The organism is Pelomonas sp. SE-A7 (assembly GCF_030345705.1).
GTDB lineage: Bacteria > Pseudomonadota > Gammaproteobacteria > Burkholderiales > Burkholderiaceae_C > JAUASW01.
Genome location: NZ_JAUASW010000001.1, coordinates 2,710,324 through 2,725,252 on the forward strand (window position 1 = coordinate 2,710,324; position 14,929 = coordinate 2,725,252).

The window sequence follows — 14,929 nt, forward strand, 5'->3', positions numbered from 1 at the left end:
TTGCATGGGTGGCGCATCCGCCCTAGAAGAGATACCCAGCTGGGCTTTTCTCTTGATCGGTCCGATGATTCCGTTGGGAATCGGTCATGGCATTGAGTTTTCTTTGCTCGCGAGTTTAATCTGCGTGCCGATCATAGTATTTGGACTGTTATCCAGCAGCCGATGGTTAGCCAGAGGACTAATTACCGCGGCAGCAGTCATCTGGGTCGGGATTGGGTATTTTCTTGGCCGCTAATAAACAATTTAGGCGCATCGATTTCAAATGCGCCGCAGCAAGAGTCAATGGGTCAAAGTTTGCATCACGCACTGCAAGCGATACGGTCATCTGTTGCCAGCGCACTTTTGGGCTGATGTGTTTGCTCAAGTTCTGCTCTTGGCCGTTCTCATAAGTTAGCGGCGTTCAACCGAGGCAGAGAACGACTTGAGGGCCTGACGCTTGTCCGCTAGGTCGACTTCACGTTGTCGAAGGCAGCTTGGGGACGTCGCCGGCGCTCTCTGCCCTGCTTGACCAAGCGACACTTCGTAGCAACTCTGAACAGATCATTCATCGACAAGCCGAGCGCAACTTCGATCTCTGGCAGTCGGTTCGGCCGTAACCTGGCTGGCTGCGCCTCGGAGTTGGCCGCCATAGGCTGAGAGATCCGGATCAACCACAAGCTCGACTTGCGTCGATCCGGAAGACTCCCCCAGAGGTGCAAGCACGGAGTATTTCTGGCTACCGAATTCACCGACGCCAATACTGCCTTTGTCGGCCTTTCTTAGTACCCTCGCCAAGGCACCAAACCGCAAAGACCACGACCAACTCCAGCGATTGCAAAGGCGCGGCCAGGCCAGGTCATCAAGCCGCCCACGGTGCTGCGGCTCACCGACAGACAGGAGATCAAACGATGGCGCACAGGAAAGTAGAGCTCATCTTTGGACTGCTGCTCGCGTCCGCAGGAACAAGCTTTGCAAACGGGAGCAACGCACCCGCCCCGTCAATCGAAGCCAACAAGGCCTTGGTCCGACGCCTCTTCCAGGCCTTCAACGACGGCGACCTGGCCGCCTTGAATCAGCTGGGCGATCCCAAGGCGGCGTTTCATACGGCCACGGTGGACCAGGTGGGCAAGGGCGAGCCGGCGAAGACGCTGCGCGAAGCCTGTCCCATGTGTTCTTTTCTGAACCCGCGCCAGATCACCATCGACTTCATGATGGCGGAGGGCGATCTGGTGACCGTCCGGTCCACCTGGCGGGGCAGGTACACCAACGTTTATCGCGACCTGCCCATCGCGGGAAAGGACGTCGTCGCGTCGTACACCAACGTCTACCGGATTGCCAACGGACGCATCGTCGAGAACTGGGCGGCCTACGACAGGTTGCACTTGGCCGAGCAGCTGGGGTTCAGCTTGAGCCCGGCCGCGCCTGCCAGTGCAGCGAAGTGACGTGAAGTGACGTGAGCGCCTAGAGCTGAGGCTGCAAGAACTTCCTCAGCACATTGTTCGTAATCCCCTCCACGCTCACATCCCGCCTGATCAGCCCGGTCACCCAGGCGCAGCAGCCGGCGTTGAACACCTGGCCGCGGCCGCGTTGGAAGGCGACGACCATGCCGGCGCCGAACTCGGCCTGCTCGGGCGTGCGGTCGTTGATGGACGGCACGGCCTGCATCAGGCCCAGGCCGTCGGCCAGCGGTGCGTTCAGGACCTGACCGGGCGCGGCGCGCTCACCCTTGGTGGCGGGCACCATGGCGATGATTTCCAGGTCCTGCGGCGCGCCGTCGCGGCCGGTGGCATAGGGCTGGCCGAAGCGCATGCCGTAGTCGGCGCCATCGACCTCGAAGCCAACGATGCGCGACTCGCCGGCACCGAACACGTCGCCGTAGAACAGGCCCGAACCTGCGAGCGCCCAGTGGTCCGGCTTGTAGACCGTGTAGCCGCCGCTGGCGCGTGGCGAGCACAGGCCGTAGCGGTGGTAGCCGCCTGAGGAGGCCGTGATGCCGAAGCTGGCCGCGGCCGGCCGGTTCACGAGGACCGAGTCCCAGTAGGTCGTCGTGCGCCTGGGCTCTTCGCTTTCATGCACCGGGTCGTAGGACGCGAGCTTGTAGCAGGTCTGCAGCCCCGCCTCCAGGTCGAGGCGGATCTGCCAGAGCATGTTGCCGGCAAAGCGCGCCAGGCGTCCGCCGCGCTCGACGAAGGCATCCATCGCGTCGCGCATCTCCCAGCTCCAGTACTCGTCATGGCCCACCAGCAGGGCCACGCCATAGCCGTCCAGGCAGGCCGGCCGAAGGTGCAGGTCTTCCTGCGTGAGCAGGTCCACCTGGTAGCCCTGCTCGATCAGCCAGTGGTGGAAGGGCCGCTCGTAGAAGGCCCAGCCGGCGTCGCTGCAGTGGCGCGAATAGCCGCGCTCCAATGCCCAGTCGATGCAGGGATAGGAAGGACCCTCGCCCGGCGCGAGATCGCCGCTTGCATCGCCGTGGCGAGGCATGTCGGCCGGCAGGCTCAGGAAGCCGCGGGCCCAGGGGCGCTGAGTCGAAAGCACCGGGGCCGGCATGTCGATGGAGGCACCGTCCTCCTGCACGCTGCGATACGAGTTGGCGCCGCCCCAGTCGTTGTAGGCATTCCAGGTCGAGGTGGTCAGCACCATGGCGATGCGCGAGGCCCGGTTCGCCTGGGCTTCGTTCCTGAGGACGAAGAAGGCTTCAGCCTGCAGTTGCTCGCCGTCCTGCTCGGCGCTCAGCTCGACCCGGTAGGGCCCCGGCCGCCAGCCCGAGGTCAGCGGCAGGATGACCGGCGAATGCCAGCCGCAGCCGTTGACGGCCGCGTCCTCCGGCGTGTGCTGGCGCAGGCCGGCCAGGTCCTTGAGCTCCCAGGCCACGGCCTGGCTGGGGTCGTCGAGGACGACGCGGACCGAGAAGCGCTCCGCCGTGCAGTGCACATAGAGGCGGACCGGTTCTGCCGGCCCGTGGCTCACGCCGTCGAGGTACGCCCAGAGCTCGCGCGCTGCCGGGTCGTTCGAGGCCCGCTCGACCTGGTCGGCGAGCGGATGGGCATTCCAGTAGTTCTGCTTGAGAGGATGTGTCATGGGCTTGTGGCCTGATGGGGTCCGGAGACTGGCTCCGGCCTGGGGTCTTGATTGAGCGGACGAACGCTGGGCAGCGGCACGTGGTGCAGGACGGCGTAGAGCAGCGCCGCCACGCCGCAGGCGCCACCGGCCAGGGCCAGGGCCAGCGGCATGGAGCTGTGCTCGGCCACCACGCCGGCCACCAGGGCGCCGAGGCCGAAGCCCAGGCCCAGCACGCCCGGGCCCAGGGTGGCGTAGCGGCCCACGGCGTCGTAGCGCGGAATCGTGGCCAGCAGCAGCACGGCCGCGGCCGACCAGGTGACCAGGAAGCCCGCCACCAGGCCCGCATACGCCACCGGCGACTGCAGCCAGCCCAGGCCGACCGAGCAGGCGCCGCAGCCCGCCAGCAGCACCAGGCTCCACAGCCGCAGCCCGCCCCACTTCATCAGCTGCGGCGCCAGCGCGCAGGCCGGCATGGCCAGCAGGTTGGCCGCGCCGAGGCTGTTGGAGATGAAGCCGTGTTCGAAGCCGGCGTCCTTGCCGACGCGTTCGACAAAGGTCCAGACCATGCCGGCCCCGAGGTAGAGCATCAGCATCGCGCCCAGCGCGAGCAGGGCATGTGCCGGACTCACCAGGCCGCTGGCGCTCCTGGTCTCGGCGCCCTGGTGGACCAGGGCCTCCTTGCGGCCGAAGTAGACGATCAGCAGCAGGAACACGGCGAGCACGGCCGCGGTGAACTGGAAGCTGCCGGTCGCACCCTTCCACTGGCCGGTCGCCGGCAGCAGCAGGGCCAGCAGCAAGCTGGACCACAGGTTCTGGCCCAGCATCATCAGGCCGAGGTCGCGTTCGGCATGCCGGGTGTACGAGAGGTAGCGCGTGGCCACGCCGCTCATGCCGCCGCTGCCCAGGCCGGCGAGGAAGCGCAGTGCCATGCAGGCCGCCGCATCCGGCGCAAAAGGCGTGAGCAGATTGCCCAGCACCGCGAGGGCCACGGAGCCCGCCAAGGTCCAACGGACCGGCACGCGCCCCAGGTAGAACGCGACGATCAGGGCGCCGACGGTGTTGCCGACGATGTCGGCGAACACGATCAGGCCCAGCACCGATTCCGAGAAGCCCCATTGCCGGGCCATCTGGCCGACGATCTCGGGCAGGCCGAGGAAGACGGTCACCGCCATCGCCCCCATGGCGATCATGGCGGCGACGAAGCCCCGGGCCCGCGGCGGCGAAACGCTCTGCTCAACACTCATTGGATGGCTCTCCACAAGGGGATCCTCGAGACTCACTCGACGATGACGAAGTGCTTGCTGGCCGGCTCCAGTGTCAGCCATTCGCCGACGAAGCCCTTGGCCACATGGAAGGCATCGCCGGCGCCGAACTCCACGCGGCCGCCGCCCTGGTCCACCAGGGCGACGCGGCCGCTGAGCATGAAGCAGAACTCGTCAAACGTGTACTCGATGGGCAGGCGGCCCACCTCGCCGGCCCAGGAGCCGCCGTAGAAGCGGCCGGCCGGGCGTTCGGCCACGCGCCACTCTTTTTCAATCCAGGGCTGGGGCGTGTCCGCCGGCACCTCGGGCACCACCACGCGGCCCACGCCCGTGGCCATCCGGGTGATGCATTCGATGCCCTTCTTGCTGCTGTCGTTCTTCATCGCCGGGCCCTCAGAACTTGTAGCTGGCCGAGGCGCCGAACATCCGCGGTGCCAGGGCCATGCCATAGAAGAAGGTCGACGGGCCACCGGTGATCACCGAGCGGCGGTAGGAGTCGAAGCGGCTCATCTCGGTGCGGTTGTTCAGCGCATTCTTGACGAAGAGGCTGTAGTCCCAGTCGCCGGCGCGCAGGCCGGCCCGCAGGTTGAGCATGTGCAGCGCGTTCACGTCGCGGGTGCTGGGCTCGTAGCCCTGGGTGCCCTGGCTGCCGGTGCGGTAGTAGCCGGTGGCGAACTGGTAGTCGGCCCGGGCATAGGCCGGCCCCGCGCCCGCCCATTGCCAGCCGTACTCGATGCCCAGCGTGCTGGTCCAGCGCGGCGTGGGCAGCGGGTCGCCGGCCTTCACCAGGTAGGGCACGGAGGACAGACCCTTGGCGTAGCCGGCGTTGTCCACCGACTTGGTATAGGTCGCATGGGTGTAGCCCAGCGTCGCCGACAGCGTCACGGCCGCGCTGGCCTTGGCCTGCAGGCTGAGGTCGAAGCCCTTGCTGGTGGCCGTGGCCATGTTGGCGATGTAGGCAAAGCCGCAGGTCGGCAGGGCGACCTGGGTCTGCACGTCGCTCCAGTTGATCCAGAACAGGCTGCCGCTCAGCCTGGCCGCGCCGTCGGCCAGGGTCTGCTTGGACCCCAGCTCGTAGCTCCAGACCGAATCGGACTTGTAGAGCGGCGGCTCCACGTTGGCGCCGCCCAGCGCGTTCAGGTCGGCCTGGCAGGTCGGGTTGGCGGCCAGCGAGGGATTGGCGCCGCCCTGTCGGAAGCCCTTGGCCGCAGTGGCATAGACCAGCGTGTCGGCCGAGGCCTGGTAGGACAGGCCGAACTTGGGCGTGACCGGGCTTTCCTTGTTGCTGCCCGAGAAGTAGTTGGGGCCGCCGGCCCACCAGCCGTCCAGCGCGTTGTCGAACGAGGTCGTGACCCGCGTCATCCGCAGGCCCACCGAGCTGGTCAGCTTGGGCGTGATCTTGTAGCTGCTCTCGCCGAACAAGGCCTGCTGGCTGGAGTTGAAATGATCGAACTCGGTGTAGCTGAGCTGGTTGCCCAGCGGATTGCTGGGCGCGTACAGCGTGCCGCCACCACCCCAGAGCACGTCATACATCGACGAGAGCAGGGGCACGTTCTCCTCGATGGCCAGCTTGTAGCTCTGCTTGGCGCGCTGGAAGTAGGCGCCTGCGATCCACGACAGCTGCGAGTCGGGCCGGTCCGTCGAGGTCAGGCGCAGCTCGGCGGTCCAGGTGTTCTGCGTGTTGCGGGTGACCGACCTGGAGTTGGCCATGCCGTCCTTGCTCGGCAGCGGCACGGCCAGGGCCGAGAACGGGAACTGCGCCGGCACCAGGCTGGGGTAGTTCAGGTAGAGCCGGCCCTCGCCCAGGTTGGAGGTGTCGTCGATGCGGTCCTCGATGCGGTGCAGATTGGACACCACGGTCTTCATCGCGAAGCTGTCGAAGTCGTAGTCGGCCGACACGGCGCCAATGCCGAAGCGGTCGTGCTTGGGCTGGCGCATATTGGCCAGCGTCTTGTCCACGCCCAGCGACTCGACGAAGCTGGCGCGGTCGGCCTGCTTGACGTTCTGATAGAAGTAGGACGGCGTGATCGACAGCCGGTCGGTGGGCACCAGGCGGAAGGCGATGCGCGCCACCTGCGAATCGCTGGAGTTGACGTTGCGTTCGGTCAGGGCGCGGCTGGTCGGCGAATAGGCATTCAGGTAGCCGCCCTCATGCTGCTGCCACAGGCTCAGGCGCATGCCGGCCACGTCGGTGGCCAGCGGCGTGTCGAGCACCACGCCCAGTTCCTCGCTGGGTGCGCCCTTCTGCCAGGCCGAGACCTCGGCATGCAGCCGGCCGCTCAGCTGGCCGCTCAGCTTGGGCTGGGCCGTGATGAAGCGCACAGCGCCGCCTTCGGAGCTGGCGCCATACAGCGTGCCCTGCGGGCCGCGCAGAACCTCGACCCGGTCCACGTCGAACAGCTTGGGATGGGTGTCACCGCCGCAGGAGATCGGGCAGTTGACGATGTTGAAGATCTGGATCGGCAGGTCGTCGATGTAGAGGCCCGTGGTCGAGGCGCCGATGATGGAGCTGATGCCGCGGATCGAGATGTTGGATTCGCCCGAAGGATCGGGGCTGCTGAGCGTCAGGCCCGGCGTGGCGTGGCTGATGTCGCTCACGTCGCGGATGCTCTGCTTTTCCAGCGCAGCCGAGGTGATGGCCGCCACGCTCATCGGCACCTTGGTGATGACCATCTCGCGCCGCTGCGAGGTGACGACCACGGTCTCCAGCTTCTTGGCTTCGTCACCCGTCTTGGCCGCGCCGGCATCGGCTGCAGCAGGCTCGGCGGCCGGGGCGCCTTGGGCCCAGGCACCGGAAACACAGAGGGCGCCGGCTGTCAGGGCGAACAGCGTCGAGGCAGCGAGGATTTGTCTCTTCATGCGTCTTCCTTTGATCGATTGGAATTGGGAGCCAGGAACCAAGTTCGAATCGATGATAGGAAGCGCCCATGCGCGTCGAATCCTGAGTTTTCGACACTCACATTGGGCTTTCTCGATGTGGCCGGCGGCGCTCCGGCCCGGCGCCCCGGACGGGGCTTCAGGGATGGGCGTTCTTGACGCCGAAGGCCTTCAGCACGTCCTCGCAGAAGGCCTTGACGACGGGTCGTTCCAGGCTGGCCCGCTTCATCACCAGATGGAAGGGCACGTCGAAGCCGAACGAGTCGCGCCCCACGGCGCGCAGCAGGCCGCGCCGCTCCAGCGGCTCGGCATGGTGGGCCGGCAGATAGCCCAGGTGGCCGCCGGAGAGGATGAGGATGGTGGCGGCCTCGATGTTGTCGGCCGTCGCCGTGACATGGCGCTGCGTCAGCGGCAGCTGCTCCTCGGGCACCGGATAGCTGCGCCAGACCCAGTCGAAGCCCTGCAGGTCCTCCAGGCTCACCGTCTTGCGCGAATGGAACAGCGGATGGCCGCGGCCGCAGAAGATCTCCTGCCGTTCGGCAAACAGCGGCGTGTAGCTCAGGCCCGGCACGCGGTGCCAGAAATAGCCCATGGCCAGGTCCAGCTGCTTGTTGACCAGGCCTTCTTCCAGCGCCTGCGAGGGCGCCACCGTCAGCGTGAAGCGCACCGCCTGGTCGCGCTTGCGGAAAGCGCCTATCGCCTCGGCCAGGCGGGTGTTCTCGGTCAGCGGCGCCTGGCCTATCAGGCCCAGGGCCAGCGTGCCGACCAGCTTGCGGTCCATCTCCCGCACCTGGGCGACGAAGTCGGTGGTGGCGGCCAGCAGGGTGCGCGCCGAGGCGGCGAAGCGCTCGCCCTTGGAGGTCAACCGGAAGCCGCCGCGACCGCGCTCGCAGAGCTTGAAGCCGAGCCGGGTTTCCAGCGCCGACAGCTGGGTGCTGATGGTGGACTGGCGCACGCCCAGCGAAGCCTCGGCGGCCGTGATGCCGCGGGCATCGACGACGGCCAGGAAGACGCGGATCAGGCGGAGGTCGAGGTCGGTGGTGTTGGAGAACATGCGGCTCGCGGCGTCCCGGTTGGCGGCGCAAGCTTAGATCAGTTTCGGCGGACCACGTGGCGCAGTTCCTGGAAGGCGCGCAGCCCCTCCAGGCCCAGCTCGCGCCCGACGCCGCTGGCACCCAGCCCGCCCCAGCAGACCTGCGGAAAGATCAGCTGCGGCGTGTTGACCCACACCAGGCCGGCGCGCAGTTCGGTCGAGAAGCGTTCGGCGGCCTCGGCGTCCTCGGTGACGACGGTGGCGACCAGGCCGTAGGGCGAATCGTTCGCCAGGGCCAGGGCCTCGTCGTCGTCGCGGAACGAGCGCACGCAGGCCACCGGGCCGAAGACCTCCTCGCGCCACAGGACGTTGTCCGACGGCGGCTCGGCCACCACCACCGGCGCCATGAAGAAGCCGTCGTCCGCGCGCTCCGCCACCCGGCCCGCGAAGGCGATCTGGGCACCGGCGTCCAGGCCCTGGTCGAGCAGGGCCCGCACCCGCGCCAATTGCGCCGCCGAGATCAGGGGCCCCATCTGGCTGGCCTCATGCCCAGGCGGGCCCACGACCAGCGCGCGCACCGCGGTCTCGAACTCGCTCATGAAACGGCGGTAGACCTCGTCATGGACCAGGATGCGCGAGGTGGCCGAGCACATCTGGCCGGCGTTGGCAAAGGCGCCGGCCACGGCCAGCTGCACGGCCAGCGCGATGTCGGCGTCCGCGCGCACGATCAGCGCCGACTTGCCGCCCAGCTCCAGCGTGAGGCGCTTCATGCCCCCGGCCGCCTCGCGCATGATGCGCTGGCCCACGGCCGTGCTGCCGGTGAAGGAGATCTTGTCGACCTGCCCATTCGCAACCAAGGCAGCACCGACCTCGGCGCCCCCGTTGACCAGGTTGACGACGCCCGGCGGCATGCCGGCCTCGGCCAGCAGCTCGAACAGCGCTTGCTCGGCCGGCGAGCTCAGCTCCGAGGGCTTGAGCACCACGCTGCAGCCCGCGGCCAGGGCCGGCGCCAGCTTCCAGGCCGTGGTGACCATGGGGAAGTTCCAGGGCACGATCAGGGCCGCCACGCCCACGGCCACGCGTTCGCGCCGCGCCGACACCGAGCTATCGGGCAGCTCCACGGGCTCGACTGCAAAGGCATCGCACTGCAGGCAAAGCCCGGCGTAGTAGGCGAAGCAGGCGGCGACATCGCTGACGTCCTGCTCGGCCTCGGCGCGCGGCTTGCCGTTGACCTGCATCTGCCACTGCACCAGAACCCTGCGCCGCGCCTCTATCCGCTCGGCGACGGCCGCCAGCAGCTGCCCGCGGTAGGCCACCGGCGCGTCGCGCCAGGCCGGCAGGCTGGCACGTGCGCTGGCCACGGCCTGGTCGATCTGATCGGGCGACGCGACCTGTTGCCAGGCAATCACTTCGCCGCTCGCCGCCGCATGGATGGGCAGGCGAATGGCGGTGGAATTCAGGCGCTGACCCTCGATGCAGGCCGAAGGCAGGACCGGTTTCTGAACGGACTCGGGGGTGGACATGCGGCGCATCAGCGGTATTGCACGCCGGGCATCACGCACAGCATCTCGTAGGCCAGGTTGGCGGCCACCAGGGCCGTGGTGCCGGCCTGGTCGTAGGGCGGCGAGACCTCGACGATGTCGGCGCCCACCAGATTGAGCCCGCGCAGGCCGCGGATGATCTCCAGGCCCTGCTGCACGGTCAGGCCGGCAATCTCCGGCGTGCCGGTGCCGGGGGCGAACGAAGGGTCCAGCCCGTCGATGTCGAAGCTCAGATAGACCGGCGCATCGCCGACCCGCGCCCTCACCTGCTCCATCAGCGGCTCCAGCGAGCGGTTCCAGCAGGCCTCGGCCTGCACCACGGTGAAGCCCTGTTGGCGGCACCAGTCGAAATCGTCGGCGTGGTAGCCGGTGCCGCGCAGGCCGATCTGGGTGACCCGGTCGCATTGCAAGAGCCCGTCCTCGACCGCGCGCCGGAACGGCGTGCCATGGGCGATCTTCTCGCCGCCCATGGTGTCGTTGACGTCGGCATGGGCGTCCACATGGACCACGGCCACCGGCCCATGGCGGCGATGCAGGGCGCGCAGGATGGGCCAGGCGATCGTGTGGTCGCCGCCCAGCGTGATGGGCCGGCAGCCGCTGGCCACGATGGCGTCGTAGGCCTCCTCGATCAGGCGCACCGAATCCTTCAGGTCATAGGGGTTGATCGCCACGTCGCCTATGTCGGCCACCTGCAGCGAATCGAAGGGCGCGGCCCGGGTCGCCATGTTGTAGGGGCGGATCAGGACCGACTCGGTGCGGATCTGCCGCGGCCCGAAGCGGGCCCCCGAGCGGTTGGAGGTGCCCAGGTCCAGCGGCACGCCCACGAAGCAGGCGTCCAGGCCCTGCGTGTCAGCGGCCAGCGGCAGACGCATCATGGTGGCGATGCCGCCGAAGCGCGGCATTTCATTGCCCCCCAGGGGCTGGTTGAGACTCTTGCTCGTATCAGGCCGCATCACTCGAACTCCAGACGGTGGACCGAGCTTAGGGGCGCGCTGCGAGGCTATTGATCCCCTTGTCGCAACGTTCACATTGAAAGCCGTCGGTGTAACGCACCCCGTGGATCGCGACCGGGCCTGTCATCAAATCCAGACCTCAAACGATTTATATTGTTTATACCGTTTTCACAGAACAGAGGATCCGTCATGTCCAAGACCAAGCCCGCCACCGCCGCGGCAAAGCCGCCCAAGGCCGACAAGCCCAAGCTGGTGCGCGACAGCTTCACCATGCCCAAGGGCGAGTACGAGGTCATCGACCTGCTCAAGCAGCGCCTGACCGGCCTGGGCCGCACGGCCAAGAAGAGCGAGCTGCTGCGCGCCGGCATCGCCGCGCTGCAGGGCCTGGCCGACAAGGCGCTGCTGAAGGCGCTGGAGGCCGTGCCCAGCCTGAAGACCGGCCGCCCCAAGGCCGAACCGGTGGCCGAGGCCAAGCCGGCCGATCAAAAACCCGTCAAGCCCGCCAAGCCGGCCAAGCCAGTCAAGAAGGCGCCGGTTCCGAAGAAGGCTGCCGCCCCGGCTGCCGCCGCCAAGAAGCCGGTCGCCCGCAAGGCCGCACCGGCCAAGCCGCGCGCCAAGGCCTGAGCCCCTCGCTGTCATCAAGGCGCCAAGGGCGGCCGCTAGCATCGGCGCCCTGTTTTCTTTCTTCCCAGGCCGGAGCCGCGATGAACGATGTGTCCAGGGCCGGCGGCAGCTATGGCGCCGACGAGAACGGCCTGATCTGCGGCTACCTGTTCCTGCCGGGGCAGGCGGCGCAAGAGATGGCGTCCGAAGCCGCCGCCGCCCGCCTGCGCGGCGCTACCGCCGACGGCGGCTATGTCTGGCTGCACATCAATCTCTCGCATGCCCGGGCCGAGCCCTGGCTGCGCCGCGAGCTGGGCCTGCCCGAGGAGTTCTTCGAGGCCCTGGCCGCCGGCTCGCGCTCCTCGCGGATCGAGCGCGAAGGCGATGCCCTGTTCGCGGTCATCAACGACATCAGCTTCGATTTCTCCTTCGACATCGACGACCTGGCCACGCTGTGGATCCTGGTCCGCCAGGGCCTGCTGCTCAGCAGCAGGCGCCAGCCGCTGCGCTCGGTGGACCGGCTGCGCGCCGAGGTCAAGCGCGGCGAGCAGCCGGCCTCGCCGGTGGCCCTGCTGGATCAGCTGCTGCGCGACCAGGCCGAGGAGCTTCTGAAGATCGTGCGCCGCGCCACCGAGCGCATTGACGACATCGAGGACGCGGTGCTGGCCGGCCAGGCTCTGCGCCATGGCGGCGAGCTGTCCCAGCTTCGCCGCTTGATGGTGAGACTGCAGCGCTGGCTGGCGCCCGAACCCAGCGCGTTGATGCGGATGCTGGCCAATCCGCCCGCCTGGGTGCCGCCGGCCGACACCGAAAGGCTGCGCCAGGCCAGCGAGGATTTCTCGGTCGTGCTGCGCGACATCGCCTCGCTGCAGGAGCGCATCAAGCTCCTGCAGGAAGAGGCCGGCACGCGCGTGGCCGAGGAGAACAACCGCAGCCTGTTCACGCTGACCATGGTCACCGTGCTGGCCCTGCCTATCAACCTGATCGCCGGCCTGATGGGCATGAACGTGGGCGGCATCCCCATGGCCGAGCATGCCCACGGCTTCTGGCTGGTGCTGCTGCTGATAGCCCTGATCACGGCCCTGCTGGGCTGGCTGGTCTGGCGCAGCGTGCGAAGGCGGGACTGATCAGCGGGTCACGATGTCGCGGTGCATGGGCGCCAGCAGGGCCAGCAGCTTGTTCTGCGTGGCGAAGGGAATGCCGGCGTCATCCATGCTCTGCTGCAGCACCTCGACCAGGGCATTGAAGTCGCCGCGCTTGACGCCCAGGTCGGCATGGGCCGGCTTCATCTTGGCGCCCTCGTACTTGCAGGGGCCGCCGCTGAGCTCGCAGACCTGGTCGCGCAGCTGCTCGGCCAGCGCCTTGGGATTGGTGTCCTTGAAGAAGCTGCCTATGCGCGGGTCCTTCTTCAGCCGGGCACTGAAATCCATCATCAGCTTCTCGATGCCGGGCTTCTCGCCCAGCGCACGGTAGAGGCTGTCATCGCCGGCAAAGCTCGGCGCGCTGCAAGCCAGCATGAGGGCCAGCAGGGCGGTGCGGATGCGGTTCATGGTGCTGCTCCCTCAAAACGCCAGCTGGGCCGACAGGTAGGCGCCGGTCTGGCGCTTCGGTTTGACGGCGGGGACTATGGACCCCAGGTCCACCCAGGCCGCGGTCAGCGAGAACTGCTTGCTCGGCGCCCAGGCGATGAACAAGTCCTTCCAGTCGTCCTCGCGCAGGCCGGCGCCCAGGGCGCTGGGGTTGAGCTTGTCGGGCTTGGCGCGGAACTCGGCACCAATCGCCAGCGTGCGATTGAGGAGCCAGGCCACCGAGACCTCGGGCTGCAGGCTCAAGCTGGAACTGGCCGTGCCGCCGAAGCCCAGCAGGCCCATCTGGTTGGCCTTGGTGGCGCGCAGCGTCAGGTTCAGGAGCAGGCCTTCGCGCAGCAGCAGCTTGGTGGCACTGATGTACAGGTCGGTGCCACTCTTGGCCGCACCCAGCGAGGCCAGCGTGCCGGCCAGGCCACCCGCGTCGGCACGCTTGTGCTCGAAGCCAATGGCGATCTGGGGCATGGCCGAATCGCTGTCGACGATGGCATCGCCCGCCAGGCGCAGCTTGGCACCGAAGATGTCCTGCTTGAGCTTGAGTCCCGGCAGGCCCAGGGCCGTGCCGGTGGCGCCGGTATCAAAGCTCTGGTGGGCCAGCGAGAACTCCAGCCTGTCGTCCCAGGCCAGCAGGGCGCCATAGGTATTGAGCGAATAGTCCTGGGTGCTGACCCGGGTGGCATGGGCGGTGGCGCCCCATTCGCCGGGGGCGGCATAGCTGCCGGTCAGGGCCCAGGGGCTCAAGCCGCCGCCGGCCGCGCCCTCGACCGTGGACACCCCGCCGGTCAGCAGCAGCTTGCCGCCGCCGGCAAACGCCGGCGCCGCGAGGACCAGGCCGAGCACGGCCAGAGCATGTCGGATGCGCATTCTTTTACTCCCTGAATCCGCAAGGACAAATGTCCCTGTTGAAAAACAATTGTTAGATTGGCGGCACAATCGCCGCCATGTCGAGCAAGAAACAGCAGCTGCTGGAACTGATACGCAGCAACCCCTTCGTCAGCCAGCAGGACCTGGCCGAAAGCCTGGGCCTGTCGCGCTCGGCGGTGGCCGGCCATATTGCCGCGCTGACCCGCGAGCGGCAACTGCTGGGCCGCGCCTACATCCTGCCGCAGCGCTCGCCGCTGTTGTGCATAGGCGGCACAAATATCGACCGCAAGCTGTGCAGCCTGTCACCGATACGGCCGGGAACCAGCAATCCGGCCCGCCTGGTGCGCGAAAGCCCGGGCGGCGTGGCCCGCAACATCGCCGAGAACCTGGCCCGCCTGGGCCTGCCGGTGCAGCTCTTGACCGCCGTCGGCCTGGATGCCACCGGCAGCAGCCTGCTGGCCCAGGCGCAACAGGCCGGCGTGGACACCCAGGGCTCGCTGCAACTGGCCGAGGCCTCGACCGGCAGCTACACCGCGGTGCTGGATGCCGACGGCCAGATGCTGGTGGCCCTGGCCCAGATGGAGCTGGCCGAGCAGCTGACGCCCGACTTCCTGCGCCGCACGGCCGCCCAGCGCGCCCAGGCCCGGATGAGCGTGGCAGACCTCAACTTGCCGGCCGACAGCCTGGCCCTGCTGCTTGAGGAAGCGCATGCCGAGGGCCGGCCGCTGGTGCTGGTGGCCGTCTCCGAACCCAAGATGGCCCGGCTGCCCGAGGACCTGCGCGGCCTGTCCTGCCTGGTGCTCAACCTGGGCGAGCTGGAAGCGCTGGCCGGCCAGCCGCTTGGGACCGACGAGCACCGCCAGCGGGCGCTGGCCCGCTTGCGCGAGCGCGGCCTGCGCGAGCTGGTCGTGACCCTGGGCGGCGAAGGCGTGCTCTACAGCCGCGCCGATGGCCGCCTGGCCCGCCTCGCCGCGCCGCGGGTCAAGGTGCAGGATGTGACCGGCGCCGGCGACGCCTTTGCGGCCGGTCTCTGCCATGGCCTGGACCGCGAGCCCGACGACCTGAAGGCGGCCTGCAAGCAGGGTCTGGCCCTGGCCGCCCTGACCCTGCAAACCACGGCCACGGTCCACCCTGAGCTGTCGCCCACCACCCTGGAATGAAGAAGACGACC

Annotated in this window: 14 protein-coding genes; 4 read left to right on the forward strand and 10 right to left on the reverse strand. The window is 68.1% G+C overall.

Translation table 11 applies throughout. The features are described from left to right. Window positions 1-178: 178 nt before the first annotated feature. Entirely contained in the window at window positions 179-364 is a 186-nt protein-coding gene (locus tag QT382_RS12290; protein ID WP_289254313.1) for a hypothetical protein, read from the reverse strand. A gap of 523 nt (window positions 365-887) precedes the next feature. On the opposite strand from QT382_RS12290, the gene QT382_RS12295 reads away from it, so the two are divergent. Further along, window positions 888-1,421 carry an ester cyclase gene (locus tag QT382_RS12295; RefSeq protein ID WP_289254314.1) on the forward strand — a complete coding sequence of 178 codons (534 nt, stop codon included), beginning with the start codon at window positions 888-890 and terminating at the stop codon, window positions 1,419-1,421. Between the two features lie 19 nt (window positions 1,422-1,440). On the opposite strand, the gene QT382_RS12300 is transcribed toward QT382_RS12295, so the two are convergent. From QT382_RS12300 to speB, 7 genes are all read right to left on the reverse strand, one after another. After that, the gene (locus QT382_RS12300) at window positions 1,441-3,057 is read right to left on the reverse strand and encodes a N,N-dimethylformamidase beta subunit family domain-containing protein (protein WP_289254315.1); all 1,617 of its coding nucleotides are present in this window, start codon (window positions 3,055-3,057) and stop codon (window positions 1,441-1,443) included. After that, a complete protein-coding gene (locus tag QT382_RS12305; protein WP_289254316.1) occupies window positions 3,054-4,283 on the reverse strand; it encodes an MFS transporter in 1,230 nt (409 codons plus the stop codon). The genes QT382_RS12300 and QT382_RS12305 overlap by 4 nt, the downstream gene beginning before the upstream one ends. 32 nt (window positions 4,284-4,315) lie before the next feature. Further along, window positions 4,316-4,684 carry a cupin domain-containing protein gene (locus QT382_RS12310; protein WP_289254317.1) on the reverse strand — a complete coding sequence of 123 codons (369 nt, stop codon included), beginning with the start codon at window positions 4,682-4,684 and terminating at the stop codon, window positions 4,316-4,318. 10 nt (window positions 4,685-4,694) lie between these two features. Beyond that, window positions 4,695-7,160: a TonB-dependent receptor gene (locus QT382_RS12315; protein ID WP_289254318.1), complete on the reverse strand. Its 2,466-nt coding sequence runs from the start codon at window positions 7,158-7,160 to the stop codon at window positions 4,695-4,697. Window positions 7,161-7,317: 157 nt separating this feature from the next. Then, complete coding sequence (locus tag QT382_RS12320) at window positions 7,318-8,232, reverse strand: LysR family transcriptional regulator (RefSeq protein WP_289254319.1); 915 nt, start codon at window positions 8,230-8,232, stop codon at window positions 7,318-7,320. Window positions 8,233-8,270: 38 nt separating this feature from the next. After that, window positions 8,271-9,734, reverse strand: coding sequence for an aldehyde dehydrogenase family protein (locus tag QT382_RS12325; RefSeq protein WP_289254320.1), 1,464 nt, complete (start codon window positions 9,732-9,734; stop codon window positions 8,271-8,273). An 8-nt stretch (window positions 9,735-9,742) separates the two neighbouring features. Then, window positions 9,743-10,705, reverse strand: a complete 963-nt coding sequence (gene speB / locus QT382_RS12330; protein WP_289254321.1) for an agmatinase — start codon at window positions 10,703-10,705, stop codon at window positions 9,743-9,745. A gap of 189 nt (window positions 10,706-10,894) precedes the next feature. On the opposite strand from speB, the gene QT382_RS21090 reads away from it, so the two are divergent. Beyond that, window positions 10,895-11,329, forward strand: coding sequence for a hypothetical protein (locus QT382_RS21090; RefSeq protein WP_353957269.1), 435 nt, complete (start codon window positions 10,895-10,897; stop codon window positions 11,327-11,329). A gap of 80 nt (window positions 11,330-11,409) precedes the next feature. Continuing rightward, a complete protein-coding gene (locus tag QT382_RS12340; protein WP_289254322.1) occupies window positions 11,410-12,435 on the forward strand; it encodes a transporter in 1,026 nt (341 codons plus the stop codon). Here the strand turns inward: QT382_RS12340 and QT382_RS12345 are convergent, their stop codons facing one another. Beyond that, entirely contained in the window at window positions 12,436-12,858 is a 423-nt protein-coding gene (locus QT382_RS12345; protein ID WP_289254323.1) for a group I truncated hemoglobin, read from the reverse strand. Between the two features lie 12 nt (window positions 12,859-12,870). Continuing rightward, window positions 12,871-13,758, reverse strand: a complete 888-nt coding sequence (locus QT382_RS12350; RefSeq protein WP_289254324.1) for a DUF3034 family protein — start codon at window positions 13,756-13,758, stop codon at window positions 12,871-12,873. A 77-nt stretch (window positions 13,759-13,835) separates the two neighbouring features. On the opposite strand from QT382_RS12350, the gene QT382_RS12355 reads away from it, so the two are divergent. After that, window positions 13,836-14,918: a carbohydrate kinase family protein gene (locus tag QT382_RS12355; protein WP_289254325.1), complete on the forward strand. Its 1,083-nt coding sequence runs from the start codon at window positions 13,836-13,838 to the stop codon at window positions 14,916-14,918. The last annotated feature ends 11 nt before the right edge of the window (window positions 14,919-14,929 follow it).